The organism is Paraburkholderia bengalensis (genome assembly GCF_037126505.1).
GTDB classification, from domain to species: domain Bacteria; phylum Pseudomonadota; class Gammaproteobacteria; order Burkholderiales; family Burkholderiaceae; genus Paraburkholderia; species Paraburkholderia bengalensis.
Genome location: NZ_JACFYJ010000032.1, coordinates 38719 through 63902, shown reverse-complemented (window position 1 = coordinate 63902; position 25184 = coordinate 38719). Strand labels below are relative to the sequence as shown.

The window sequence follows — 25184 nt, the reverse complement described above, 5'->3', positions numbered from 1 at the left end:
GCTCCTCACAGTCCCAGAATCATCTGCGCGATGATGTTCTTTTGGATTTCGTTCGAACCGCCGTAGATCGAAGTCTTGCGGTAGTTGAAGTAATACGCGGCGAGCGGCGCGGCATCGTCGTCGCCCGCGCTGCTGTGCGGATGCTCGCCTTCGAGGAACGGCACGTCGAACGGCGCAGCCAGCGGACCGACCGCTTCGAACATCAGTTCGGTCAACCCTTGCTGCACCTCGGTCCCCTTGATCTTGAGCATCGACGCCTCCGGGCCCGGTCCGCGCCCGTCCGCTTCATTCGCGACCACCCGCTGCACCGTCACTTCGAGCGCCATCAGCTCGATCTCGAGGCTCGCGACTTTCGCCGCGAACAGCGGATCATGCAGCAGCGGCTTGCCGTTCTTCTTCTGCTTGAGCGCGAGCTGCTTCAGGAAGATCAGTTCGCGCTTCGACTGCCCGACACGCGCGATGCCCGTGCGCTCGTGGCCAAGCAAATATTTCGCGTAAGTCCAGCCGCGATTCTCGTCGCCGACGAGATTCTCGACAGGCACCTTCACGTCCTCGAAGAACACCTCGTTGACTTCGTGATCTTCGTCGAGCGTGATGATCGGGCGCACGGTGATGCCCGGCGTCTTCATGTCGATGAGCAGGAAGGAGATGCCCTCCTGCTTCTTCGCGCCGCTGTCGGTGCGCACGAGGCAGAACATCATGTCCGCATGCTGGCCGAGCGTCGTCCAGGTCTTCTGACCGTTGACCACATAGTGATCGCCGACGCGTTCCGCGCGCGTGCGCAGCGAGGCGAGATCGGAGCCCGAGCCCGGCTCGGAATAACCTTGGCACCACCAGTCGGTGCCATCGAGAATGCGCGGCAGATAGTGGCGCTTCTGCGCTTCGCTGCCGTATTTCATCAGCACGGGCGCGACCATCGACACCCCGAACGGCAGCACGCCAGGCGCACCGATGTGCGCGCATTCCTCGTCCCAGATATGACGCTGCGTCGCGTTCCAGCCCGGCCCGCCGTACTCCCGCGGCCAGGCGGTCGCGGACCAGCCGCGCTTGCCCAGCAGCTTGTGCCAGCTCGCGTAGTCGTCGCGATTCAGACGCTTGTGATTGAGAACCTTGTTACGCAGCTCGTTGGGCAGATTTGCTTCGAGCCAGGCGCGAATATCGGCGCGGAATGCGTCGTCGGCGGGGGAATAATTCAGATCCATACGCAGTGTCTCCTGGCCGCGGCCCTGCGCCGCCAGGAGCACTGCAAGCGATCGCTATTGCAGCGGCTCTTTCAGTGCGGCGGGCACAGGCAGCGGCATCACATCGATGCCTTCTTCGACGAGGGCTCGCGCATCTTCCGGCGTCGTGACGCCGCGGATGCTGCGAGCGGGCGCTTCGTTGTAATGAATGCGCCGTGCTTCCTCGGCAAAACGGTCGCCCACGTTCTCCGTCTTTTCCAGCACCTCGCGCAGCATGCGCATGACCTGCGCCTGCAGTTCGCCAGCGTTCGGTGCCGCCTGCGGCTTCGACGCACTCGTCGCCCCCGAGAGATTCAGGCGCGGCGCCGACGGCAAACGGCTCACTTCGGTCGCGCCGCAAATTGGACATTCGACCAGCTTGCGGGACAACTGCGATTCGAAGTCATCGGCGGAAGCGAACCAGCCTTCGAACCGATGGTCATGCGGACACTGTAGATCGAGGACCTTCATGTGGAATCAGGGCTTGCGTACGAGTTTAGCGCAAAATCGAAATTTGTGAACGGTCGTTCGTAAAAATGCCTTCTTTCGACACACGGTTGATGCGCACGTGGTCGCACGCGATGCGCCAGCTCACGTGGTGGTTCAGGCAGCGAACGGGGAGCGGATATTTTAGCGCGTTGGCACAAGGTCCGCCGACGGCCGAATTGCCAGCTCGCGGCGCCTTCAAAAGCGGAAACGGCAGCGCGATGGCTGCCGTTTCGAAGGACCGCGTCGAAGGACTGCGGATGCCGCTGCGCCCGACAGCATCTGACACGCACGCGTCAGCGGGCCTCCGCCGCATTCGCCGGCCATGCGCCTGACAGCAGCTTCTCCACCCAGAACGTGCCGATGATCGTCTTCACGTCGCTCAACTGACCGCTGCGCACCCATTCGGACACGTCCGACAGCTTCGCGATGAACGTTTCGAGAAACTCGCCGTCGTCGAGCTTGCGTTCGCCCGGCGTGAGGCCGCGCGCAACGTAGATGTCGATGAACTCGGTCGAGTACGAAATGATGGGGTGCACGCGCGTCAGATAGATGTACTCGCGCGCCGTATAGCCCGTTTCCTCGAGCAGTTCGCGCCTGGCGCAGGTCAGCGAGTCCTCGTTCGGGTCTAGCTTGCCCGCCGGGTATTCATACATCACCTTGCCCATCGCGTAGCGGTACTGGCTCTCCATCAGCACGCGGCCATCGTCGAAGAGCGGGATCACCATCACGGCGCCCGGGTGCTGCACGTACTCGCGCGTCGCCTGCTTGCCGTCCGGCAGGCGCACGGTGTCGCACTTGACCGTCATGAACGGCCCTTGATAAGCCACTTCGCTCTTGATGCAGGTCTCTTTAAGCGCGGCGTCGTGATCGGGAAGTTCAGCCATGTGCGACCTCTTGGCGGCAACCAGCGCGACGGCTCACGCCGTCAGCGCCGTTTGACGAGATATTGAAAGGTGAAGCCCGGGAAGGCGAAAACGATGAACAGGCTGAACGTGATTGCATAGAACTGCCAGCCTTGGTCGAACCGGTTGCCGGCGCGCGCTTCGAGCATGAAGCCGAGCGCGCCGACCATGAAATACAGCACGATCAGTTCGCCGATCCTGATCCACGCGCTTTTCTTTTTCGGCCTCAACGGCACGACGCCAAACAGACGTTGATTCAGGAACGGCAGGTTGGCGCCAACTAGCGCCAACAGCACGATGAACCACCCCGCCGCCGACATTACAGCGGCAGCGTGTGCGAGATAGCGTTCAGGCAGATCGACATCAACGGACCCGGCACGATACCGAGCACCAGCACGGCCACGCCGTTCAGCGCGAGCAGCGTGCGCTTGCAGGTATCGCCCGCGATCGGCGTCGTGTCGACGGGATCGTCGAAGTACATCAGCTTGACGATGCGCAGGTAGTAGAACGCGCCGAACAGCGACGTGATCACGGCGAGCACAGCAAGCCAGGTGAGGCCGGCGTTCATCGTTGCTTCGAGCACGGCGAGCTTCGCGTAGAAGCCGACCGTCGGCGGGATGCCGGCGAGCGAGAACATCATCACCATCATCACGAACGCAAATACCGGACTGCGCTGGTTGAGACCCTTGAAGTCGTCGAGCGATTCCGCTTCGAAGTCGCGGCGCGCGAGCAGCATCACCACGCCGAACGAACCCAGCGTCGTCACGAGATATACGATGCTGTAGAACATGGCCGAGCCGTACGCGCTCGCGGCCGCGCCCGTCTTGCCGTCGACCACGCCCGCGAGCAGCCCGAGCAGCACGAAGCCCATGTTCGAGATCGCCGAGTAAGCCAGCATGCGTTTGACGTTGCGCTGGACGATACCCGTGATGTTGCCGACGATCAGCGACAGCGCGGCCAGAATGACGAGCATCTCCTGCCAGTCGACGGCGAGCGGCAGCAGGCCCATCACCAGGAAGCGCAGGCCCCACGCGAACGCCGCGACCTTCGGGCCGCCGCCGACGATTAGCGTCATCGCAGTCGGCGCGCCCTGATAGACGTCGGGCACCCACATGTGGAACGGCACGGCGCCCATCTTGAACGCGATACCCGCGACGATGAAGATCACGCCGAACAGCAGCACGACGTCGTTGATATGACCCGACGCAACCGCCTTCAGCACTTCGTTCAGTTCGAGCGAGCCCGTCGCGCCATACAGCATCGAAATGCCGTACAGCAGGAAGCCCGAAGCCAGCGCGCCCAGCACGTAGTACTTCATCGCGGCTTCGTTCGACGGCGCATTTTCACGGCGCAGCGCGATCGCGGCGTACAGCGACAGCGACATCAGTTCCAGACCGAGATAGAGCGTCAGGAAGTTGTTGCCCGAGATCATCACCAGTTGGCCGAGCAGCGAGAACATGCCGAGCAGGAAGAAGTTGCCTTCGTACAGGCCGCGGTCCTCGAGGTACTTGCGCGAGTAGATGATCGACACCGCGTAGCCCAGCGACACCACCGCCTTCATCACGTTGGCGAACGGATCGACCACGTACATGCGCGAGAAGAAGTACTGTGGCCCGGCGCCCGGCCAGAAAGCGTCGATGGCGAACCAGACGCCGGCCACCACCGTCGAAATCAGCGCAATGAAGTATGTCGTGCGTCGGCTGTTGGGCCCAAGGAACGTGTCGTTGAGCCACGCAACGACGATAGCGGCCATCACTAGCGCGTCGGGTAACAAGGCGGTCATAGGTGCGTTTTGCATGATCTTTAGATTCCTCCGCTTCGCATCACTGCGACAGCGGCAGCTTCGACTGCGCAACGTGGGACAGGAGATTTTCCACCGACACGTGCATGACTTCGGTAAAGGGCTTCGGATAAACGCCCATGTACAACGTCAGGACTGCGAGCAGCCCGAGCATGAAGAATTCGCGGCGGTTGATGTCGACGAGACTCTTCACGTGGTCGTTCACAACCGCGCCGAAGTACACGCGCTTATACATCCACAGCGTGTAGGCCGCGCCCAGAATCAGCGTCACGGCGGCGCCGAAAGCGATCCAGAAGTTGTACTGGACAGCCGCCAGAATCACCATGAACTCGCCGACGAAGCCCGACGTGCCCGGCAAGCCGCAGTTCGCCATCGAGAACAGCATCACGAGCGCCGCGAACTTCGGCATCGTGTTGACGACGCCGCCGTAGTCGGCGATCTGACGCGAGTGCATGCGGTCGTACAGCACGCCGATGCAAAGGAACATCGCGCCCGATACGAAACCGTGCGAGATCATCTGCACGATCGCGCCTTCCGTACCGAGCTGGTTGAAGATGAAAAAGCCGAGCGTGACGAAGCCCATGTGCGCAATCGACGAATACGCAACCAGCTTCTTCATGTCTGCCTGCACCATCGCGACGAGGCCGATGTACACGACGGCAATCAGCGACAGCGTGATCACGACGGGCGCAAGGAAGTGGCTCGCGTCCGGCGCGATAGGCAGCGAGAAACGCAGGAAACCATACGCGCCGAGCTTCAGCATGATCGCGGCCAGCACCACCGAACCGCCCGTCGGCGCTTCCACGTGGGCGTCGGGCAGCCACGTGTGGACAGGCCACATCGGCACCTTGACGGCGAACGCGAGGAAGAACGCGATGAATAGCAGCACCTGCGGCGTCATCGACAGCTTCGCGGCATGCCACGCGGCAAGGTCGAACGTGCCCGTCTGCGTGTACAGATACAGCAGGCCGACCAGCATCAGCAGCGAGCCCATCAGCGTGTAGAGGAAGAACTTGAACGCCGCGTACACGCGGTTCGGTCCGCCCCACACGCCGATGATGATGTACATCGGGATCAGCGTAGCTTCGAAGAACACGTAGAACAGCATGCCGTCGGCAGCGCTGAACACGCCGACCATGATGCCCGACAGGATCAGGAACGCCGCCAGATATTGCCCGACGTTCTTCGTGATCACTTCCCATGCCGCGATCACGACGATCACTGTGATCAACGCCGTCAACACGACGAACCACATTGCGATACCGTCGATGCCGAGGTGGTACGTGATGTTGAAGCGATCGATCCAGTTTGCCTTTTCTTCGAACTGCAATGCTGCCGTACTCGTGTCGAAGTCCGTGATCAGCGGAATCGTCACGATGAAGCTCAACACCGACCCGATCAGCGCAATCCATCGCGCCGGACCGGGATTGCGATCTGAACCGATGGCAAGAACCACCAGGCCGAAAATAATCGGCATCCAGATCGCGATACTCAGAATCGGAAACGTCGTGTGCATGAGAAGTGTCTCCAGCCTGTTCTTATTTGCCGCCGAGCGTTACAAACAGGGTTAGGAGCCCCAGCATGCCGATGATCATGGCGAACGCGTAGTGGTAGATGTAACCCGATTGAAGGAAACGGATCACGCTTGCGAACCAGCCAACAAAGCGTGCACTTCCGTTGACAATGCCGTCGATGACCACGACGTCGCCTTCCTTCCACAGGCCACGGCCGATTGCCACGGCGCCGCGCGCGAAGACGACTTCGTTGATCTTGTCCATGTAGTACTTGTTATCCAGCAACGTGTAGATCGGACCGAATGCACGCTTGATGACGGCCGGCAGGTCCGGACGCTTCAGGTACAGGAACCACGACACCACGACACCCGCGAGCGCGAGCCACACGGGCAGACCCGAATAGGCGTGCAGGCCCATCGATGCCCAGCCCTGGAATTCTTCCGCCATTTCATGCAGCGCCGGATGGTTCTCGCCAATGAAGATGACTTTCTCGAACGCGACGCCGTGCTGGAAGAAATCGCCGTACAGCATCGGGCTGATCGCGATCGCGCCGATCACGATCGACGGAATGGCGAGCAGCACCAGCGGCACCCACACGACCCACGGCGTTTCGTGCGGCTCGTGCGCGTGGTGATGATCGTCGTGGCCGTGACCATGGCCATGGTCGTCATGCGCGTGCGCCGCCGCTTCGATGCCCATCGGCGATTCCGGATGCTTCGGACCGCGGAAACGCTCTTCGCCGTGGAACACCATGAAGTACATGCGGAATGAGTACAGCGCCGTCACGAACACGCTCGCGACCACCGAGAAGTATGCAAAGCCCGAACCCGGCAGATGCGACAGCTTGACCGCGTCGATGATCGAGTCTTTCGAGTAGAAGCCCGAGAAGAACGGCGTGCCGATCAGCGCCAGCGAACCGACCAGCGACGTGATCCAGGTGATGGGCATGTACTTGCGCAGGCCGCCCATGTTGCGCATGTCCTGGTCGTGGTGCATGCCGATGATCACCGAACCCGCGCCGAGGAACAGCAGCGCCTTGAAGAACGCGTGCGTCATCAGGTGGAACACGGCGACCGGGTACGCCGACACACCCAGCGCGACCGTCATGTAGCCGAGCTGCGAGAGCGTGGAATAAGCGACGACACGCTTGATGTCGTTCTGCACGACGCCGAGAAAGCCCATGAACAGCGCCGTGATCGCGCCGATCACCGTGATGAACGACAGCGCCGAATCCGACAGCTCGAACAGCGGCGACATGCGCGTCACCATGAAGATGCCCGCCGTCACCATGGTTGCCGCGTGAATCAGCGCGGAGATCGGCGTCGGGCCTTCCATCGAGTCGGGCAGCCACACGTGCAGCGGGAACTGCGCCGACTTACCCATCGCGCCGATGAACAGGCAAATACACGCAACGGTCAGCAGGCCCCAGTCGGTGCCCGGGAAGCTCAGCGAAGCCAGTTCGTGGCTCTTCGCGAACACGTCGCCGTAGTTCATCGAGCCGCCGTACGCGAGCAGCAGGCCGATGCCGAGAATGAAGCCGAAGTCGCCCACGCGGTTCACGATGAACGCCTTCATGTTGGCGTAGATTGCGCTCTCGCGCTTGAAGTAGAAGCCGATCAGCAGGTACGACACGAGACCCACCGCTTCCCAGCCGAAGAACAGCTGCAGGAAGTTGTTGCTCATCACGAGCATCAGCATCGAGAACGTGAACAGCGAAATGTACGAGAAGAAGCGCTCGTAGCCCGTCTCTTCGTCGGCCATGTAGCCGATCGTGTAGATGTGCACCATCAGCGACACGAAGTTCACCACGCACATCATCATCGCCGTCAGCGTGTCGACGAGGAAGCCGACCTCGAACTTCACCTTGCCGACAGTCATCCATTCGTAGACGGTGGCGTTGAAGCTCGCGCCCTTCAGCACGTCGAGAAACACCATGCACGAGAGCACGAACGAGATCGCGACGCCGAGGATCGTGACGGAATGGGCACCCTTGCGCCCTATCGTCTTGCCGAACAGCCCCGCAATCAGCGAGCCGGCCAGCGGTGCGAGCACAACCGCCAGCAGCAGGTTTTCATTGAGTGTCGTTGACATATGCGTCTGTGCCTGAAATTAACCTTTGAGCTGATCGAGATCCTCGACATTGATCGTGTCGAGGCTACGGAACAGGGTCACCAGAATCGCAAGGCCGATCGCCGCTTCGGCTGCCGCAACCGTCAGCACGAAGAAGACGAAGATCTGGCCATGCACATCGCCGAGATAGTGCGAGAACGCGACGAAGTTCGTGTTGACCGCCAGCAGCATCAGTTCGATCGCCATCAGGATGATGATGACGTTGCGACGGTTCAGGAAAATGCCGACGATGCTGATCGCGAACAGGATCGCGCCAAGCACGAGGTAATGAGCTAGGGACAACATGTTTTTTTCTCCTGTCGTCAGCTGTTCTTGCCGGCGCCAGCGTCGCCGGTAATGGCTTCGGGCTCGGCCGGTTGTTCTTTCTCGGCGGCCATCTTGACCACGCGCACGCGGTCTTGCGCGCGCACCTTGACCTGTTCCGACACGCGCTGGCGCTTGCTGTCCTTGCCGTGACGCGCGGTCAGCGCAATCGCCGCGATGATCGCGACGAGCAGCACGAGGCCCGCCACTTCGAACGCGAAAATGTAGTCGGTGTAGATGATCTTGCCGATCAGGCGCGTGTTCGACCAGTCGGCGGCACCGGCGACAGCCGCTGTCGTGTCGCGCACGGGTTGAACCGTCGCGCCGTAGCCGTGCCACAGGATCAGTGCCGTTTCGACCACGATGATCGCGCCGACCACGGTCGCCATCGGCACGAAACGCCTGAAGTCGCGCCGCAGCACGTCGAGATTGATGTCCAGCATCATCACGACGAACAGGAACAGCACCATCACCGCGCCGACATACACCAGCACCAGCAGGATCGCGAGGAATTCCGCCTGCAGCAGCATCCAGATCGCGGCCGCGTTGAAGAACGCGAGCACGAGGAACAACGCGGACGACACCGGGTTGCGCGAAGTGATCACCTTCAGCCCTGACACCGTCAGGAGTAGCGCGAAGATGTAGAACAGTACGGTCGTGAAGTCCATGATTACCGATTCATCGTTAGGCCATCGTCAGGCTTGGTGCCTTGGCGCGCGTCATGTTGCACGACGCGGCGCCAGAGCGGTCTGGCAGCGCCGCGCGGTCTCATGCCTGGCAGACCATGCGGCGTCGAACTGCGCTGTATCAACCTATCAACGATAGGGCGCGTCCGCCGCCTTGTTCGCAGCGATTTCCGCTTCGTAGCGGTCGCCGACTGCCAGCAGCATGTCCTTCGTGAAGTACAGGTCGCCGCGCTTTTCGCCGTGATATTCGAGGATGTGCGTCTCGACGATCGAATCGACGGGGCAGCTCTCTTCGCAGAAACCGCAGAAGATGCACTTGGTCAGGTCGATGTCGTACCGCGTCGTGCGGCGCGTGTTGTCCGCGCGCGTTTCCGACTCGATCGTGATCGCGAGCGCCGGGCACACCGCTTCGCACAGCTTGCAGGCGATGCAGCGCTCTTCGCCGTTTTCATAGCGGCGCAGTGCATGCAGGCCGCGAAAGCGCGGCGACATCGGGGTCTTCTCTTCGGGGAACTGCACGGTGATCTTGCGCTGGAACGTGTAGCGTCCCGTCAGCGCGAGGCCCTTGAGCAGCTCGGTGAGAAAGAAGGTCTTGAAGAAGTTTTGGATTGCGGTCATGGTTCGTCCGCCCCCTTATTTCCAGATATTCAACGGCGACATGATCCAGAAGCCGACCACCACGACCCAGATCACAGTAACGGGCAGGAACACCTTCCAGCCCAGACGCATGATCTGGTCATAGCGGTAGCGCGGGAACGTCGCGCGCGCCCAGATGAATACCGACAGCAGGAAGAAGACTTTCAGCAGCAGCCAGAAAATGCCCGGGATGAACGACAGGAACTCGAACGGTGCGCTCCAGCCGCCCAGGAACAGGACCGACGCCAGCGCCGAGATCACGATCATGTTGATGTACTCGGCGAGGAAGAACAGCGCGAACGCCATACCCGAGTAGTCGATCATGTGGCCCGCGACGATTTCCGATTCGCCTTCCACCACGTCGAACGGGTGGCGGTTCGTTTCGGCGATGCCCGAAATGAAGTACACGACGAACGACGGCAGCAGCGGCAGCCAGTTCCACGACAGGAACGTGATGCCGTGGCCGGCGAAGAAACCGCGCATCTGCGAGCCGACGATGTCCGACAGGTTCATCGTGCCCGCCGTCATCATCACGACCACGAGCGCGAAACCCATCGAGATTTCGTACGACACCATCTGCGCCGCCGCGCGCATTGCGCCAAGGAACGCGTACTTCGAGTTCGACGCCCAGCCGGCGAGAATCACGCCATAGACACCGATCGACGAAATCGAGATCGCGTACAGCAGGCCCGCGTTGATGTCGCCGAGCACGGCGCCCGCCTGGAAAGGAATCACCGCCCAGACCGCGAACGCGGGGACCACCACCATCACCGGGGCGATCATGTAGGTCCAGCGGCTTGCCTGGGTCGGCTGAATGACTTCCTTCAGCAGCAGCTTCAGCACGTCGGCGATCGGTTGCAGCAGACCCGCGGGGCCGACGCGGTTCGGCCCGAGACGCACGTGCATCCAGCCGATCAGCTTACGCTCCCACAGAATCAGATACGCCACGCACAGCAGGATCGCGACGGCCACCACCAGAATGCGCACCAGCGCCCACACCGTGGGCCACGCGACGCCGAGAAGCTGGCTGCCGCCGGCGTTGATCGAATCGAACAAGGTCATTTACGCCTTCTCCACCACCAGTTCACCGAACAGGCTGCCCAGCGCTGCACCGGCAGGCGTAGCCGCCGACACGCGGACGACCGTCTCCGCAAGATTCGCATCACGCACGGCCGGCACCTGCACCGAGCGATCGCCCTGACGAACGCGCACCGCGTCGCCTTCCTTCAAACCCAGCTTGTCGAACAGCGCAGCCGGCAGGCCGACGGTGTTGGCTGCGCGCGCAGCCGCCGTCAGATGCAGCGATTGTGCGCGGCGCACGAGTTGATCGGCGTGGTAGATCGGCACATCGGCGACGCGCTCGAAGGAGCCGTTCGCTGCCTTCGTGCCGTTGCCGCGCGCGACGGCAAACGACGTCTTGTTCGACAGACGCGGCGTCAGGTCCCCATCGCCCAGTGCGGCAACCCGCACGTCTTCTGCCGTGTCGTAGTCGAAACCCTGTGCGCCGAGCAGATTGCCCAGCACGCGCAGCACCTTCCATGCGGGACGCGTGTCGCCGAGCGGACGCACGACGCCGTTGAACATCTGCACCGTGCCTTCCGCGTTGACGAACGTACCGGCCGTTTCCGTGAACGGCGCGATCGGCAGCAGGACATCGGCGTATTCGGCGCCCGTCTGGAACGGCGACAGCACGACGACCATATCCGCCTGGTTCAGCGCGGCAAGCGCTTGTGCCGGATTGGCCGTGTCGAATTCAGGTTCGAGGTTCAGCAGCACGTAACCCTTGCGCGGCTGCTCGAATGCTTCGCGTGCGTTCAGGCCGCCCTCGCCCGGCAATGCGCCGACGAGGTGTCCGCCAACCGTGTTCGCTGCTTCCGTCAGGAAGCCCAGCGTTGCGCCCGTCGCTTCGGCGATCCATTGTGCCGCGGCGTGAATGCGCGCGAACTCCGGATGCTGGACGGCACCGTTACCGAGCAGCACAACGCGGACTTCGCCGGCACCCAGCGATGCCGCCGTCTGCTTTGCTGCGTCCGTTGCCTGCACGCCCGCGAACGCTTCCGGCAGCGCGACGCCCTTCGCTTCCGACACGGCCGCCGCGATACCCGCGAGCTCGTCGAGCCATGCCGACGGCGCCGCCGCGATGCGCGCGGCTTGCGGAATCAGCGCGTCGTCGCGCGTGGCCTGCAGCAGCATGATCGCCGCGCCGGCCTTGGCCGCCTGGCGCAGACGCGCGGCAAACAGTGGATGATCGCGGCGCAGCGACGAGCCGATCACCAGCGCGCTGTCGACCATCGACAGATTGGCGATCGACGTACCCAGCCACGGCGTGCCGCTCACGCCCGCCGAGAAGTCCGTCTGACGCAGACGGAAATCGACGTTCGGCGTACCGAAGGCTTGCGCGATCTGCTTGAGCAAGAACAGTTCTTCGACCGTGCTGTGTGCGCTGCCGAGCGTGGCGATTGCGTCCGCGCCATGGTCGGCCTTGATGCCGTTCAGGCCCTTGACGACATATTCGAGCGCCGTCTGCCAGTCCGTCTCGATCCACTGGCCGCCTTGCTTGAGCATCGGCCGGGTCAGACGTTCGGGGCTGTTCAGGCCTTCATACGAGAAGCGGTCCTTGTCCGAAATCCAGCACTCGTTGATGGCTTCGTTTTCGAACGGCAGAACGCGCATCACGCGGTTGTTCTTGACTTGCACGACGAGGTTCGCGCCGACGGAATCATGGGGGCTCACCGACTTGCGACGCGACAGTTCCCACGTGCGCGCACTGTAACGGAACGGCTTGCTCGTCAGCGCGCCGACCGGGCACAGATCGATCATGTTGCCCGACAGCTCGGAGTCCACCGTCTTGCCCACGAACGAGGTGATTTCCGAATGCTCGCCGCGGCCCAGCATGCCAAGCTCCATTACGCCGGCGATTTCTTCGCCGAAGCGCACGCAGCGCGTGCAATGGATGCAGCGCGACATCTCTTCCATCGAGATCAGCGGGCCGACGTTCTTGTGGAACACCACGCGCTTTTCTTCGCTATAGCGCGATGCCGACTTGCCATAGCCGACGGCCAGATCCTGCAGCTGGCATTCGCCGCCCTGGTCGCAGATCGGGCAATCGAGCGGATGGTTGATCAGCAGGAACTCCATCACGGACTGCTGGCCCTTGATCGCCTTCTCCGACTTCGTGCGCACGATCATGCCCGCCGACACCGGCGTCGCGCATGCAGGCACGGCCTTCGGCATCTTCTCGACGTCGACGAGACACATCCGGCAATTGGCCGCAATGGACAGCTTCTTGTGATAGCAGAAATGCGGAATATACGTATCGACCTTATGCGCAGCCTGAATGATCATGCTGCCTTCGGGCACGTCTACTTTCTTGCCGTCTATTTCAAGTTCAACCATGATGGTCAATCTTCCTTAACCTGTTACCGCTCAATCGTTCGCCCGCTCGCCGCTTCGCAGCGCAAAGCGGCGGCTCCCGCGTTTGATCCTGGCTCGCGTTGGCCTTGTTATGCGGCGACCGTTTCCGAGGCCGCCGTCGCGCCGGCATGACCGCCGACGACGCAACGCTTGTTGGCGACGTGATACTCGAATTCGTCCCAGTAGTGCTTGAGCATGCCCCGCACCGGCATCGCGGCCGCATCGCCGAGCGCGCAGATCGTGCGGCCCATGATGTTTTCGGCAACCGAGTTCAGCAGGTCCAGGTCTTCCTTGCGGCCCAGACCGTGCTCGATACGATGCACGACGCGATACAGCCAGCCCGTGCCTTCGCGGCACGGCGTGCACTGACCGCACGACTCTTCGTAATAGAAGTACGACAGGCGCAACAGCGAGCGCACCATGCAGCGCGTCTCGTCCATCACGATGACGGCGCCCGAGCCGAGCATCGAGCCCTGCTTGGCGATCGAGTCGTAATCCATGTCGGTTTGCATCATCAGTTCGCCCGGAATCACGGGCGCCGATGAACCGCCAGGAATCACGGCCTTGATCTTCTTGCCGCCGCGCATGCCGCCCGCGAGGTCCAGCAGCGTCGCGAACGGCGTGCCGAGCGGAACTTCGTAGTTGCCCGGACGCTCGACGTCGCCCGACACCGAGAAGATCTTCGTGCCGCCGTTGTTCGGCTTACCCATTTCGAGGTAAGTCTGCGGCCCGACGGCCAGCAGGAACGGCACGGCTGCGAACGTTTCCGTGTTGTTGATCGTGGTCGGCTTGCCATACACGCCGAAGCTCGCCGGGAAAGGCGGCTTGAAGCGCGGCTGGCCCTTCTTGCCTTCCAGCGACTCGAGCAGCGCCGTTTCTTCGCCGCAAATGTACGCGCCGTAACCGTGGTGCGCATGCAGCTGGAACGAGAAGCCCGAGCCCATGATGTTGTCGCCGAGGAAGCCCGCCGCGCGTGCTTCTTCGAGCGCTTCTTCGAAGCGTCGATAGACCTCGAAGATTTCGCCGTGAATGTAGTTGTAGCCGACCGTGATGCCCATTGCATACGCGCCGATGGCCATGCCTTCGATCAGCGAATGCGGATTCCAGCGCAGGATGTCGCGGTCCTTGAACGTGCCCGGCTCGCCTTCATCCGAGTTGCAGACGAGGTATTTCTGCCCCGGAAACTGGCGCGGCATGAAGCTCCACTTCAGGCCGGTCGGGAAGCCCGCACCACCGCGGCCGCGCAGACCCGATGCCTTCACGTCGGCGATCACCTGTTCGGGGGGAATCTTTTCTTCCAGAATACGGCGCAGCTGCTTGTAGCCACCGCGCTCGACGTAATCCTGAAGATGCCAGTTGTCGCCGTTCAGGCCGGCGAGAATCAGCGGTTTGATGTGACGATCGTGTAAAGACGTCATTTCGAAAGTTCCTCGAGCAGCTGATCGATCTTCTCGCGGCTCATGAAGCTGCACATACGATGGTTGTTCACGAGCAGCACCGGTGCGTCACCGCAAGAGCCCATGCATTCGCCCTCTTTGAGGGTGAACTTGCCGTCCGCGGTGGTTTCGCCGAAGTCGATTCCGAGCTTCTGCTTCAGATATTCGGCAGCGCTGTCCGAACCGCCATCGGGACCGAGCTGGCACGGCAGGTTCGTGCAGAGCGTGATCTTGTATTTGCCGACGGGCTTCGTCTCGTACATCGTGTAGAAGGTCGCAACCTCCTGCACGGCGACGGCCGGCATGCCGAGATAATCCGCGACGAACTGCATCAGTTCGGGCGACAGCCAGCCAAGCTCTTCCTGGCCGACCGCCAGCGCCGACATCACGGCGGACTGTTTCTGATCGGCGGGATACTTCGCGATCGCACGATCGATTTCTTTCAGGCCTTCAGCTGAGATCATTTTCAGACACGACTCTTTCAATTCCTACCGAACGAAAACCTGTCGCGCGCTGCATGTTGCGACAGACCCGGCGTTCCTATGCTTGACGCGCGCCCCATTTCTCATGCGTTATCGGCTGCGCGGGCGCGCGCCTTGATGAATTTCGCTTGTGGAAATCGTCTAGCGATCCACTTCACCGAACACGATGTCCTGCGTGCCGATGATCGTCACGGCGTCGGCGATCATGTGGCCGCGCGCCATTTCGTCGAGCGCGGACAGATGCGCATAGCCCGGCGCGCGAATCTTGAGGCGATACGGCTTGTTCGCGCCGTCGGACACGAGGTAAATGCCGAACTCGCCCTTCGGGTGCTCGACAGCCGCGTACGCTTCGCCTTCCGGCACGTGGAAGCCTTCCGTGAAGAGCTTGAAGTGGTGAATCAGCTCTTCCATGTTCGACTTCATGCCGACGCGCGACGGCGGCGCAACCTTGTGATTGTCCGTCATCACGGGGCCAGGATTCTTGCGCAGCCATTCAATGCACTGTTTCGCAATGCGCGTGGATTGACGCATTTCCTCGACGCGCACCAGATAGCGGTCGTAGCAATCGCCGTTCACGCCAACGGGAATGTCGAAGTCGAGCTGGTCGTACACCTCGTACGGCTGCTTCTTGCGCAGATCCCACTCGATGCCCGAGCCGCGCAGCATCGCGCCCGTCAGGCCGAGCTGCATGGCGCGCTCCGGACTCACGACGCCGATACCCACGAGGCGCTGCTTCCAGATGCGGTTGTCGGTGAGCAGCGTTTCGTACTCGTCGACACAGCCGGGGAAACGATTGAAGAAGTCTTCAATGAAGTCGAGCAGCGAACCCTGACGGTTCTCGTTCATCTTCGACAGGGCCTTCGCGTTGCGAATCTTCGAAACCTTGTACTGCGGCATCGCGTCCGGCAGATCGCGATAAACGCCGCCCGGACGATAGTACGCAGCGTGCATCCGGGCGCCGGACACTGCTTCATACACGTCCATCAGATCTTCGCGCTCACGGAACGCATACAGAAACACGGCCATTGCGCCGACGTCCAGCGCGTGCGCGCCGATCCACATCAGGTGGTTCAGCACACGCGTGACTTCGTCGAACAGCACGCGGATGTACTTCGCGCGGATGGGCACGTCGATGCCGAGCAGCTTTTCGATGGCCAGCACATAGCCGTGCTCGTTGACCATCATCGACACGTAGTCGAGACGGTCCATGTACGGCACCGACTGGATGAACGTCTTGTTTTCCGCGAGCTTTTCGGTCGCGCGGTGCAGCAGGCCGATGTGCGGATCGGCGCGCTGGATCACTTCGCCGTCGAGTTCGAGCACGAGGCGCAGCACGCCGTGCGCTGCCGGGTGCTGCGGGCCGAAGTTGAGCGTGTAGTTCTTGATCTCTGCCATGGCGTTCTCTTAGTGTTTCAGGCCGCCATAGCGATCCTCGCGGATCACGCGCGGCGTGATTTCCCGAGGCTCGATCGTCACCGGCTGATAGACGACGCGCTTTTCTTCCGGGTCGTAACGCATTTCGACGTAGCCGGAGACAGGAAAATCCTTGCGGAACGGGTGACCGATGAAACCGTAATCGGTCAGGATGCGGCGCAGGTCCGGGTGACCTTCGAAGACGATGCCGTACAGGTCGAATGCTTCGCGCTCGTACCAGTTTGCCGAATTCCAGATGTCGACGACGGATGCGACGAGCGGCACGTCGTCGTCCGGTGCGAACACGCGCACGCGCAGACGCCAGTTGTTCGAGATGGACAGCAGATGCAGGACGGCGGCAAAACGCGGACCTTCGTAAGCGCCTTCACCGTATGTCTGATAGTCGACGCCGCACAGGTCGATCAGTTGCTCGAAGCGCAGCGTTGCGTCGTCGCGCAGGCGCCTGGCCACTTCGAGGTAATCGCCCGCCTTCACGACGATGGTCAACTCACCGATGGACTCGGTGATGCTTGCCAGGCGGCCGCCAAAGGCCGCCTCGAGGTTCGCTTTGAGGGTCTCGAGTTTGCTTGCCATATTGTGGGGAGGCTTGAGCCTTATTGACGGGCGATGGTATTGGTGCGGCGAATCTTGGCCTGCAGCTGGATCACGCCGTACACCAGCGCTTCAGCCGTGGGCGGACAACCCGGCACGTACACGTCGACGGGCACGATGCGATCGCAGCCGCGCACCACTGAATACGAATAGTGGTAGTAACCGCCGCCGTTCGCGCACGAACCCATCGAGATCACCCAGCGCGGCTCAGCCATCTGGTCGTAGACCTTGCGCAGCGCAGGCGCCATCTTGTTGCACAGCGTGCCGGCAACGATCATCACGTCCGACTGACGCGGACTCGGACGAAACACGACGCCGAAACGGTCGAGGTCATAACGGGCAGCGCCCGCATGCATCATCTCAACCGCGCAACACGCGAGACCAAACGTCATCGGCCACAAAGAACCGGTACGCGTCCAGTTGATCAGCTTGTCAGCCGTCGTGGTGACAAACCCTTCCTTCAAGACCCCTTCGATACTCATTTGTTTTCCACTCCAGACGGGCGGCGAGCCATCGCCACCCATGCACACCGGCGATTAACCCGTCATTCCCAGTCAAGACCACCTTTCTTCCAGATATAGGCGAAGCCCAGCAGGAATTCGAGCAGAAAAATCATCATCGAGATGAAACCGGGCCAGCCGATGTCGCGCAGAGCAACGCCCCACGGAAACAGGAATGCCGTTTCAAGGTCGAAAATGATGAAGAGAATGGCAACCAGGTAGTAGCGCACGTCGAACTTCATGCGCGCATCTTCGAATGCTTCGAAGCCGCACTCGTACGGTGCGTTTTTTTCGGTGTCCGGTCGATTCGGACCGAGGATCTTGCCGATACTGACCAGTGCTACGCCTAAACCGGTGCCCACGAGGAGGAACAGCAATACGGGGAAATAGGCTGCGAGGTTCAAAGCTATCCTCAATCGGTTGGTTCTGAGTAACGTCAGGAGACGTGAACTATTTCGAACAACCCCTGACGCGAAACACTTCGGGATGCTTGATGTTGAAAGCCCACAGCAAACACTACCCCAGAAGTGAAAATGCCAGCCGAAGCTGAAGCAAGCGGCTGGCATTAGATAACATTGGTGCCGACGGCGAGACTCGAACTCGCACAGCTTTCGCCACTACCCCCTCAAGATAGCGTGTCTACCAATTTCACCACGTCGGCACTGTCTGCAATCCGGGAAAACAACTTGTAAAACCCGCGAATCGCTTCAAGACTTGAATTGTAACCCGGCTACGCAGTTTGTTCAACGCACAAACGCGTTTTCTTCGAAAATTTATTTCGGCACATCTTGGCCTGGCGCAGAAGCTGCAGATGCAGCGACTGCGACCGACGCATTAGCGGGTGCCGACGCAGCGGGAGCCACCGAGGCCGCCACGGGTGCCGATGCGGGCATATTGCCGAGCACGCCTGCCGAAGGTTTCGAATGATAAGCGCCGAGATACGTCAGTGCCAACGTGGTCACGAAGAACACTGCCGCCAGTATCGCAGTGGTACGTGACAGGAAATTAGCAGAACCCGTCGCGCCGAAGAGACTGCCCGACGCGCCGCTACCGAAAGCCGCGCCCATGTCGGCGCCCTTGCCGTGTTGCAGCAGCACGAGGCCGATGACGCCAAGCGCCGACAGCAACTGCACGACAATGATCAACGTTTTCAAATACAGCATCACACTCACCTGAGTCTTTATTTAACCGCACAGCACGACATGCTGCACGCAATGGGTCACCTCGCCCGGGCAACCTGCCGGATGCATCAGCGCGCGGCCGTTGCCGCGACAGCTGCAGTGCAGATTGCCAGGAAATCCTTGCCCTTCAACGACGCGCCGCCGATCAGTCCGCCGTCGATATCCGGCTGGCTGAACAGGTCTTCCGCGTTGTCCGGCTTCACGCTGCCGCCATACAGCAACGGCACGTCGGCGGCATCGCCGCCCTTTGCTGCCAGACGCGAACGCAAAAACGCGTGCACGTCCTGCGCCTGCTGCGCCGTTGCGCTCCTGCCCGTGCCGATTGCCCACACAGGCTCATAAGCGACGACGATGCGAGCCACTTCTTCCACAGACAGCTTCGCGAGCACGGCATCGAGCTGCTCGCCCACGATCTGCTCCGTATTGCCGGCATCGCGCTGTTCGAGCGTTTCACCGACGCAGACGATCGGCGTCAAACCCGCCGCGAGCGCGCGCTGCGCCTTCACGCCGACTGTGTCGGCGCCCTCGCAATGATACGCACGACGCTCCGAATGCCCGACGATCGCGTACGACGCACCAAACTCCACGGCCATTCCGGCCGCCACCTCGCCGGTATAGGCGCCTTGCTCGTGCGCGGAAATGTCCTGCACGCCCCACGCGACGCGGCCGCCCTCGAGCAGCGTTTGCGCCTGCGCCAGATAGGGGCACGGCACGCACACGCCGACTCGCACATCGTCTGGAAGATCTTCGGCGCCGCGCGATATTGCCTGCAGCAGCACGCGGTTTTCGGCCAGCCGACCGTGCATCTTCCAGTTACCGACTACCAGTTTTGCTCGTTGTTTCGCCATCGTCTCGCTCGTTTTATCGTGGTGCGGGTTGTGAACGCTTTCGCTTCGTCGGCGCTCGCCACCCGGTCCGCATGCAAAAACCATGCGGAACGCGCAAAACACGCGATTTTACTGTGTGCTGACAGACTGGGTCAAACTCAATTAAACGAGCGCTGTCAAGCACCCGCGCCCCAATTGAGCACGATCTTGCCGACGTGCGTGCTGCTTTCCATCAGCTCGTGCGCCTGCGCGGCCTGCGCGGCCGGAAACACCTTGTAGATCACCGGCTTGATCGTGCCGTCTTCGAGGTGCGGCCACACATGCTCCTTGAGCTGCGCGGCGATTTTCGCCTTGAACTCGACAGGACGCGGACGCAGCGTCGAGCCCGTGACCGTCAGCCGGCGGCGAAGAACCTCGTTCAGATTCACCTCCGCCTTCGCGCCGCCGAGCAACGCGATGATCACGAGCCGTCCGCCGTCTGCGAGCGCCTTCAGCTCGCGCGGCACATAGCTGCCCGCGACCATGTCGAGGATCACGTCGACGCCGCGGTCGTTGGTCAGCGACTTGATCACTTCGACGAAATCTTCCGTCTTGTAGTTAATCGCGCGCTCCGCACCGAGCGCCTCGCATGCGCGGCACTTTTCATCCGTGCCCGCCGTCGCGAACACGCGAAAGCCGAGCGCATGCGCAATCTGGATCGCCGTCACGCCGATGCCGCTCGAGCCGCCCTGTACCAGAAACGTCTCGTTCTCGCCGCCCTCGCCCTTGCCGAGCATCGCACGGTCAAAAACATTGCTCCAGACGGTGAAGAACGTCTCGGGCAACGCCGCCGCTTCGATATCGGAGAAACCCTTCGGCACGGGCAGGCATTGCAGCAACGGCACGGCGGCGTATTCGGCATAGCCGCCGCCCGCCATCAGCGCACACACGCGATCGCCGATCTTCAGACCGAACGGATTGCGCTTCTCGTCGATATTTCCACCGACGATTTCGCCCGCCACTTCGAGCCCCGGCAGATCCGACGCGCCCGGCGGCGGCGCGTAACCGCCCTTGCGCTGAAACACGTCCGGGCGGTTTACGCCCGAAGCGGACACCTTGATCAGCACTTCGCCCGCCTTCGGCTCGGGCGCCGGCCGCTCGGCGAGTTTCAAGACTTCCGGCGCACCGAATTCGGTGATTTCGATTGCGTTCATCGTCGTCTCTCCCCAGGTCTGGATTGCACTGCATGCCGGTCGCGAAAACCCGTTCGCACTGCAATCCACCCTACATGAAAAACGGCCGGCGCGCTTTCACGCTGCCGGCCGTCTGGCTTTCACCGCATTATTGCTGCGGCGTCGGTTCCGATTGCGCTGCTTCGTTCAGCAGCGCTTTCGCCGACAGACGCACACGACCTTTCTCGTCCGTCTGGATGACCTTGACCTTCACTTGCTGGCCTTCCTTCAGGTAATCGTTGATGTCCTTGATGCGCTCGTTGGCGATTTCCGAAATGTGCAGCAGACCATCCTTGCCCGGCAGCAGGTTCACGATGGCGCCGAAATCCAGCAGCTTGAGAATCGTGCCTTCGTAGACCTGACCCACTTCGACTTCCGCCGTGATGTTTTCGATGCGCTTCTTCGCTTCGGCCATGCCTTCGCTGCTCGTGCTCGCGATCGTGACGACGCCGTCGTCGGAAATATCGATCGTCGTGCCCGTTTCTTCCGTCAGCGCGCGGATGACAGAGCCACCCTTGCCGATCACGTCGCGGATCTTTTCCGGATTGATCTTGATCGTGATCATGCGCGGCGCGTAGGCCGACAACTCCGTGTTCACACCCGACACCGCCGAGGTCATCTTGCCGAGGATGTGCATGCGGCCTTCCTTGGCCTGCGCGAGCGCGACCTGCATGATTTCCTTTGTGATGCCCTGGATCTTGATGTCCATCTGCAGCGCCGTCACGCCAGCTTCCGTGCCCGCCACCTTGAAGTCCATGTCGCCGAGGTGGTCTTCGTCGCCGAGGATGTCGGTCAGCACGGCGAACTTGTTGCCTTCGAGGATCAGGCCCATCGCGATGCCCGCAACGTGCGCCTTCATCGGCACGCCGGCGTCCATCAGCGCGAGACAGCCGCCGCACACCGATGCCATCGACGACGAACCGTTCGATTCCGTGATTTCCGACACGACGCGGATCGAGTAGCCGAATTCTTCGGCGCTCGGCAGGCACGCGACCAGCGCGCGCTTGGCGAGGCGACCGTGGCCGATTTCGCGGCGCTTCGGCGAGCCGACGCGGCCCGTTTCGCCCGTCGCGAACGGGGGCATGTTGTAGTGGAGCATGAAGCGGTCGCGGTACTCGCCTTCGAGCGCGTCGATGATCTGCTCATCGCCCTTCGTGCCCAGCGTGGCCACCACCAGCGCCTGCGTCTCGCCGCGCGTGAACAGCGCCGAGCCGTGCGTGCGCGGCAGGACGCCCGTGCGGATTTCGATCGGGCGAACGGTGCGCGTGTCGCGGCCGTCGATACGCGGCTCGCCGTTCAGGATCTGCGAACGGACGATCTTCGCTTCGATGTCGAACAGCACGTTGCCCACTGACGCCTTGTCGGCCGCCACCGTGCCCGCTGCCGCTGCTTCTTCTTCGAGCTTGGCTTGCGTGGCTGCGTAGACTTCCTTCAGCTTTGTCGAGCGAGCCTGCTTGTCACGCGTCTGATACGCCGACAGCAGTTCGTTGTAGGCGATTTCGTTGACGCGCGAGATCAGCGCTTCGTTCTTCGGCGCCGGCTGCCAGTCCCACTCGGGCTTGCCGCCTTCGCGAACCAGTTCGTGGATCGCGTCGATGGCCGTTTGCATCTGCTCGTGGCCGAACACGACGGCGCCCAGCATCACGTCTTCCGGCAGCTGGTCAGCTTCGGACTCGACCATCAGCACCGCGCGCTCCGTACCGGCAACGACGAGGTCCAGACGCGATTCCTTGGTTTGCGAACGGGTCGGGTTCAGCACGTACTCGTTGTTGATGTACGCGACGCGCGCGGCACCGACGGGGCCGTTGAACGGCAGGCCCGAAATGGCCAGCGCAGCCGACGCGCCGATCAGCGCGGGGATGTCGGCGGGCACTTCCGGGTTGATCGACATCACGTGGATGACGACCTGCACTTCGTTGTAGAAGCCTTCCGGGAACAGCGGACGCAGCGGGCGGTCGATCAGGCGCGAAATCAGCGTTTCGCCTTCTGACGGACGGCCTTCGCGGCGAAAGAAGCCGCCCGGAATCTTGCCTGCCGAGTAGGTCTTTTCGATGTAGTCGACGGTCAGCGGGAAAAAGTCCTGGCCCGGCTTCGCCGTCTTCGCACCGACCACAGTGGCCAGCACGACGGTGTCTTCGACGTCGACGAGCACGGCACCGCTCGCCTGGCGGGCGATTTCGCCCGTTTCCATGCGAACCGTATGCTGGCCCCACTTGAACTCTTTGACGACCTTGTTAAACAGAGACATTTGTCCTCCTTGATCTTTTAGTCATGCCGCGCGAACCGCGCGCGGCACCGTCAGGACCGAAGCCTTTTGGGTAGAGGAGTGTTATGCCATTCCAGAGAATCGCGTGGATGCACTCATTGCATTCAACTGCACGCGAACCGCTGGAATGACACAGCGCCCTACCCTGAAGCCCGGCTTTATTTCGTTTTGCCCGCGGCGCGGACCGCACGCCGGACGGGCGATCCAACGGCAAACTTCACATGAAGCGGACCGTTGAAAAACAAAATGCCTGTATCAGCGAAACTGACACAGGCATCTTGCTGACAGAAAGTCCGATGCGCCGGATTACTTACGCAGACCCAGCTTCTCGATCAAAGCGCGGTAACGATCAGCGTCCTTGCCCTTCAGGTAGTCGAGCAGCTTGCGACGGCGGCTCACCATGCGCAGCAGACCGCGGCGGCTGTGGTGGTCCTTCGTGTGGGCCTTGAAGTGGACCGTCAGTTCGTTGATGCGCGTGGTCAGCAGGGCGACCTGAACTTCGGGGGAGCCAGTGTCGTTTGCGCCACGTGCGAATTGCGCGACGACGTCGGATTTCTTGATTTCTGCTACGGACATGTTGATTTCCTTTGAATCACAGGCGGTCACGGAAGAAAGGCCGTGCCGTGGGTTACAACAAAACGAGTCGCGTATTGTAGCACAGCCCTGGCGCCCGGCGAACCTTGCCCGAAGCTTGCCGTCTGGCAGCCGTCCGCCCCGTTGCAAGGCGCGTCCGCTCAGGGTCCGCTCAGGGTCCGCTTAGGGTCGCCTCATCCGGCAGGTCGTGGCGGGGACGGTGCGCTCGGGCGGCAACGCCAGCACCGTTCTGAAACCGTAGCCAGAGCCCTCGTTATCGAAATGGACGCCTGGCGTGCCCGCCTTGTCCATCTCCATCACATAAAGGGGCTGGATCAACTGATGATCGTCGGCGCGCATCCACGAGGCGTGAAAGCCGCCCTCGTCGTATTTCATGCCTTCGAGCGCCTTCGCCACCTTGTCGGGCTGCGCGCTGCCCGAGCGCGTCATCGCTGCCGCCAGCATCTCGATCATCAACGGCATGCGCAGGACCGGGTAGTCGTCCTGTGCGGCGGGGAAACGCCGCCGGAACGACGCATACCACGCGTCCGACGCCGCCCCGCCCGCATTCGGATGCCAGTCGGCGACGGCGATCACGCGCCTGACGCCCGCGTCGCCGAGCGCCGCCGGCGCCCCGAGGCTGTTGCCATAGAACGTGTAGAACTTCGTATCGAGGCCCTGCTCACGCGCGGCCTTCACGAGCAGCGTCAGGTCGTTGCCCCAGTTGCCCGTGATCACGGCATCGGCGCCGCTCGCGCGGATCTTCGCGATGTACGGCGCGAAATCCTTTACACGTCCGATGGGATGAAACTCGTCGCCGACCACGGCGACATCCGGCCGCTTCGACGCGAGCGCCGCACGCGCCAGCGTGCTCACGTCGTGTCCGAAGCTGTAGTCCTGATTCAGCAGATAAACCTTCTTCACCGACCTGTCGCGCTGGATCACGTCGGCGAGTGCGTCCATCCGCATGCCCGCGTGCGCGTCGAACCGGAAGTGCCAGAAGCTGCAGTTCGCGTTGGTGAGCGCGGGATCATCGGCGGAATAGTTGAGGAACAGCTCGCGATTGTCCGGCTCGCGCGTGTTCTGTCGCTCGATCGCGGCCAGAAGCGCCGCCGCGACGGCCGAGCTGTTGCCTTGCGCGATGAAGCCGATATGCCCGTCGGCGGCGGCGCGCAGCTGCACGAGCGCTTCTTCCGCGCTGCCCTTGCTGTCGAGCACGACCAGCTCGAGCGGATGCGCGCCGTCCGCGAGCTTCACGCCGCCGCGCGCGTTCACCGTTTCGACGCCGAAGCGCAGATTCCGCTCGACGGCCGCGCCCGCGTTCGCAAATGGACCGGACATGCCTTCGATCATCGCGATGCGGATCGGCGCTCCCGATGGCGCGCCTTGCGCGAACGCAGCCGCTGCGGGAATGCCTGCTGCCGCCAGCGTCATCGCTGTCGCGATCGCCTTCACTACCGTCTTCAGTACCGCCTTCGCCCGCTTTGCTTTCATTCGTGCGTCTCTTTGTCGACCGAAGCGCGGATCATAGGACGACGCCCGCCCGCGAGGCAAGCGACGAACCGGCAAGCCGCGAGCGAAAGCCCGT

24 protein-coding genes and 1 tRNA gene are annotated in these 25184 nt (G+C 62.0%); all 25 read right to left on the bottom strand.

The features are described 5' to 3' along the window. Positions 1-5 precede the first annotated feature (5 nt). Complete coding sequence (locus H3V53_RS19935; RefSeq protein WP_336599421.1) at positions 6-1202, bottom strand: acyl-CoA dehydrogenase family protein; 1197 nt, start codon at positions 1200-1202, stop codon at positions 6-8. Between the two features lie 54 nt (positions 1203-1256). Next, positions 1257-1691, bottom strand: coding sequence for a DUF1178 family protein (locus H3V53_RS19930; RefSeq protein WP_054919880.1), 435 nt, complete (start codon positions 1689-1691; stop codon positions 1257-1259). 311 nt (positions 1692-2002) lie between these two features. Beyond that, positions 2003-2593 carry an NUDIX hydrolase gene (locus H3V53_RS19925; protein ID WP_336599420.1) on the bottom strand — a complete coding sequence of 197 codons (591 nt, stop codon included), beginning with the start codon at positions 2591-2593 and terminating at the stop codon, positions 2003-2005. Between the two features lie 41 nt (positions 2594-2634). Next, positions 2635-2931 carry a DUF2818 family protein gene (locus tag H3V53_RS19920; RefSeq protein WP_336599419.1) on the bottom strand — a complete coding sequence of 99 codons (297 nt, stop codon included), beginning with the start codon at positions 2929-2931 and terminating at the stop codon, positions 2635-2637. Then, positions 2931-4409, bottom strand: coding sequence for an NADH-quinone oxidoreductase subunit NuoN (nuoN, locus tag H3V53_RS19915; protein ID WP_336599418.1), 1479 nt, complete (start codon positions 4407-4409; stop codon positions 2931-2933). Before nuoN ends, H3V53_RS19920 begins: the two co-directional genes overlap by 1 nt. Positions 4410-4434: 25 nt before the next feature. Continuing rightward, positions 4435-5928 (bottom strand): NADH-quinone oxidoreductase subunit M, encoded by a 1494-nt coding sequence (locus H3V53_RS19910; RefSeq protein ID WP_336599417.1) that lies wholly within the window; start codon positions 5926-5928, stop codon positions 4435-4437. A 22-nt stretch (positions 5929-5950) separates the two neighbouring features. Continuing rightward, positions 5951-8017, bottom strand: a complete 2067-nt coding sequence (nuoL, locus tag H3V53_RS19905; RefSeq protein WP_054919870.1) for an NADH-quinone oxidoreductase subunit L — start codon at positions 8015-8017, stop codon at positions 5951-5953. A gap of 18 nt (positions 8018-8035) precedes the next feature. Further along, entirely contained in the window at positions 8036-8341 is a 306-nt protein-coding gene (nuoK, locus tag H3V53_RS19900) for an NADH-quinone oxidoreductase subunit NuoK (protein WP_007588140.1), read from the bottom strand. Between the two features lie 17 nt (positions 8342-8358). Beyond that, entirely contained in the window at positions 8359-9027 is a 669-nt protein-coding gene (locus tag H3V53_RS19895) for an NADH-quinone oxidoreductase subunit J (RefSeq protein ID WP_054919868.1), read from the bottom strand. Positions 9028-9174: 147 nt separating this feature from the next. Then, a complete protein-coding gene (nuoI, locus tag H3V53_RS19890; protein ID WP_054919866.1) occupies positions 9175-9663 on the bottom strand; it encodes an NADH-quinone oxidoreductase subunit NuoI in 489 nt (162 codons plus the stop codon). Between the two features lie 15 nt (positions 9664-9678). Beyond that, positions 9679-10743: an NADH-quinone oxidoreductase subunit NuoH gene (nuoH, locus tag H3V53_RS19885; protein WP_336599416.1), complete on the bottom strand. Its 1065-nt coding sequence runs from the start codon at positions 10741-10743 to the stop codon at positions 9679-9681. Further along, the gene (nuoG, locus tag H3V53_RS19880) at positions 10744-13077 is read right to left on the bottom strand and encodes an NADH-quinone oxidoreductase subunit NuoG (RefSeq protein WP_336599415.1); all 2334 of its coding nucleotides are present in this window, start codon (positions 13075-13077) and stop codon (positions 10744-10746) included. It lies immediately after the preceding gene. Between the two features lie 107 nt (positions 13078-13184). Further along, positions 13185-14513 (bottom strand): NADH-quinone oxidoreductase subunit NuoF, encoded by a 1329-nt coding sequence (nuoF, locus tag H3V53_RS19875; protein ID WP_054919863.1) that lies wholly within the window; start codon positions 14511-14513, stop codon positions 13185-13187. Beyond that, the gene (nuoE, locus tag H3V53_RS19870; RefSeq protein ID WP_054919861.1) at positions 14510-14995 is read right to left on the bottom strand and encodes an NADH-quinone oxidoreductase subunit NuoE; all 486 of its coding nucleotides are present in this window, start codon (positions 14993-14995) and stop codon (positions 14510-14512) included. The genes nuoF and nuoE overlap by 4 nt, the downstream gene beginning before the upstream one ends. A gap of 159 nt (positions 14996-15154) precedes the next feature. Further along, a complete protein-coding gene (locus tag H3V53_RS19865; protein WP_336599414.1) occupies positions 15155-16408 on the bottom strand; it encodes an NADH-quinone oxidoreductase subunit D in 1254 nt (417 codons plus the stop codon). A 9-nt stretch (positions 16409-16417) separates the two neighbouring features. Next, on the bottom strand, positions 16418-17020 hold the full coding sequence (locus tag H3V53_RS19860) for an NADH-quinone oxidoreductase subunit C (RefSeq protein ID WP_054919858.1): 603 nt from the start codon (positions 17018-17020) through the stop codon (positions 16418-16420). Between the two features lie 20 nt (positions 17021-17040). Continuing rightward, positions 17041-17520 carry a NuoB/complex I 20 kDa subunit family protein gene (locus H3V53_RS19855; protein WP_006052903.1) on the bottom strand — a complete coding sequence of 160 codons (480 nt, stop codon included), beginning with the start codon at positions 17518-17520 and terminating at the stop codon, positions 17041-17043. A 62-nt stretch (positions 17521-17582) separates the two neighbouring features. Beyond that, positions 17583-17942: an NADH-quinone oxidoreductase subunit A gene (locus H3V53_RS19850; protein WP_007588164.1), complete on the bottom strand. Its 360-nt coding sequence runs from the start codon at positions 17940-17942 to the stop codon at positions 17583-17585. A gap of 172 nt (positions 17943-18114) precedes the next feature. Further along, a tRNA-Leu gene (locus H3V53_RS19845) sits at positions 18115-18199 on the bottom strand. 112 nt (positions 18200-18311) lie between these two features. Continuing rightward, a complete protein-coding gene (gene secG / locus H3V53_RS19840; RefSeq protein ID WP_336599413.1) occupies positions 18312-18701 on the bottom strand; it encodes a preprotein translocase subunit SecG in 390 nt (129 codons plus the stop codon). Positions 18702-18787: 86 nt separating this feature from the next. Next, on the bottom strand, positions 18788-19567 hold the full coding sequence (gene tpiA / locus H3V53_RS19835; protein WP_336599412.1) for a triose-phosphate isomerase: 780 nt from the start codon (positions 19565-19567) through the stop codon (positions 18788-18790). A gap of 155 nt (positions 19568-19722) precedes the next feature. Further along, positions 19723-20739: an NAD(P)H-quinone oxidoreductase gene (locus H3V53_RS19830; RefSeq protein WP_336599411.1), complete on the bottom strand. Its 1017-nt coding sequence runs from the start codon at positions 20737-20739 to the stop codon at positions 19723-19725. Positions 20740-20866: 127 nt separating this feature from the next. Next, positions 20867-23005 (bottom strand): polyribonucleotide nucleotidyltransferase, encoded by a 2139-nt coding sequence (gene pnp, locus H3V53_RS19825; RefSeq protein WP_336599410.1) that lies wholly within the window; start codon positions 23003-23005, stop codon positions 20867-20869. 324 nt (positions 23006-23329) lie between these two features. Continuing rightward, complete coding sequence (rpsO, locus tag H3V53_RS19820; protein WP_012401401.1) at positions 23330-23599, bottom strand: 30S ribosomal protein S15; 270 nt, start codon at positions 23597-23599, stop codon at positions 23330-23332. A gap of 180 nt (positions 23600-23779) precedes the next feature. Further along, positions 23780-25030, bottom strand: a complete 1251-nt coding sequence (locus H3V53_RS19815) for a branched-chain amino acid ABC transporter substrate-binding protein (protein WP_336599439.1) — start codon at positions 25028-25030, stop codon at positions 23780-23782. Positions 25031-25184: the final 154 nt, after the last annotated feature.

Excerpts from the sequence above, each read along its gene's own strand:
- H3V53_RS19865 (WP_336599414.1), bottom strand. The coding sequence starts at position 16,408 with ATGGCAGAGATCAAGAACTACACGCTCAACTTCGGCCCGCAGCACCCG.
- H3V53_RS19935 (WP_336599421.1), bottom strand. The coding sequence starts at position 1,202 with ATGGATCTGAATTATTCCCCCGCCGACGACGCATTCCGCGCCGATATT.
- nuoL (WP_054919870.1), bottom strand. The coding sequence starts at position 8,017 with ATGTCAACGACACTCAATGAAAACCTGCTGCTGGCGGTTGTGCTCGCA.
- nuoF (WP_054919863.1), bottom strand. The coding sequence starts at position 14,513 with ATGACGTCTTTACACGATCGTCACATCAAACCGCTGATTCTCGCCGGC.
- nuoH (WP_336599416.1), bottom strand. The coding sequence starts at position 10,743 with ATGACCTTGTTCGATTCGATCAACGCCGGCGGCAGCCAGCTTCTCGGC.
- rpsO (WP_012401401.1), bottom strand. The coding sequence starts at position 23,599 with ATGTCCGTAGCAGAAATCAAGAAATCCGACGTCGTCGCGCAATTCGCA.
- H3V53_RS19925 (WP_336599420.1), bottom strand. The coding sequence starts at position 2,593 with ATGGCTGAACTTCCCGATCACGACGCCGCGCTTAAAGAGACCTGCATC.
- H3V53_RS19895 (WP_054919868.1), bottom strand. The coding sequence starts at position 9,027 with ATGGACTTCACGACCGTACTGTTCTACATCTTCGCGCTACTCCTGACG.
- H3V53_RS19860 (WP_054919858.1), bottom strand. The coding sequence starts at position 17,020 with ATGGCAAGCAAACTCGAGACCCTCAAAGCGAACCTCGAGGCGGCCTTT.
- H3V53_RS19920 (WP_336599419.1), bottom strand. The coding sequence starts at position 2,931 with ATGTCGGCGGCGGGGTGGTTCATCGTGCTGTTGGCGCTAGTTGGCGCC.
- H3V53_RS19910 (WP_336599417.1), bottom strand. The coding sequence starts at position 5,928 with ATGCACACGACGTTTCCGATTCTGAGTATCGCGATCTGGATGCCGATT.
- nuoG (WP_336599415.1), bottom strand. The coding sequence starts at position 13,077 with ATGGTTGAACTTGAAATAGACGGCAAGAAAGTAGACGTGCCCGAAGGC.
- nuoN (WP_336599418.1), bottom strand. The coding sequence starts at position 4,409 with ATGCAAAACGCACCTATGACCGCCTTGTTACCCGACGCGCTAGTGATG.
- H3V53_RS19930 (WP_054919880.1), bottom strand. The coding sequence starts at position 1,691 with ATGAAGGTCCTCGATCTACAGTGTCCGCATGACCATCGGTTCGAAGGC.
- tpiA (WP_336599412.1), bottom strand. The coding sequence starts at position 19,567 with ATGGCGAAACAACGAGCAAAACTGGTAGTCGGTAACTGGAAGATGCAC.
- secG (WP_336599413.1), bottom strand. The coding sequence starts at position 18,701 with ATGCTGTATTTGAAAACGTTGATCATTGTCGTGCAGTTGCTGTCGGCG.
- nuoE (WP_054919861.1), bottom strand. The coding sequence starts at position 14,995 with ATGATCTCAGCTGAAGGCCTGAAAGAAATCGATCGTGCGATCGCGAAG.
- H3V53_RS19815 (WP_336599439.1), bottom strand. The coding sequence starts at position 25,030 with ATGACGCTGGCGGCAGCAGGCATTCCCGCAGCGGCTGCGTTCGCGCAA.
- pnp (WP_336599410.1), bottom strand. The coding sequence starts at position 23,005 with ATGTCTCTGTTTAACAAGGTCGTCAAAGAGTTCAAGTGGGGCCAGCAT.
- H3V53_RS19830 (WP_336599411.1), bottom strand. The coding sequence starts at position 20,739 with ATGAACGCAATCGAAATCACCGAATTCGGTGCGCCGGAAGTCTTGAAA.
- nuoK (WP_007588140.1), bottom strand. The coding sequence starts at position 8,341 with ATGTTGTCCCTAGCTCATTACCTCGTGCTTGGCGCGATCCTGTTCGCG.
- nuoI (WP_054919866.1), bottom strand. The coding sequence starts at position 9,663 with ATGACCGCAATCCAAAACTTCTTCAAGACCTTCTTTCTCACCGAGCTG.
- H3V53_RS19855 (WP_006052903.1), bottom strand. The coding sequence starts at position 17,520 with ATGAGTATCGAAGGGGTCTTGAAGGAAGGGTTTGTCACCACGACGGCT.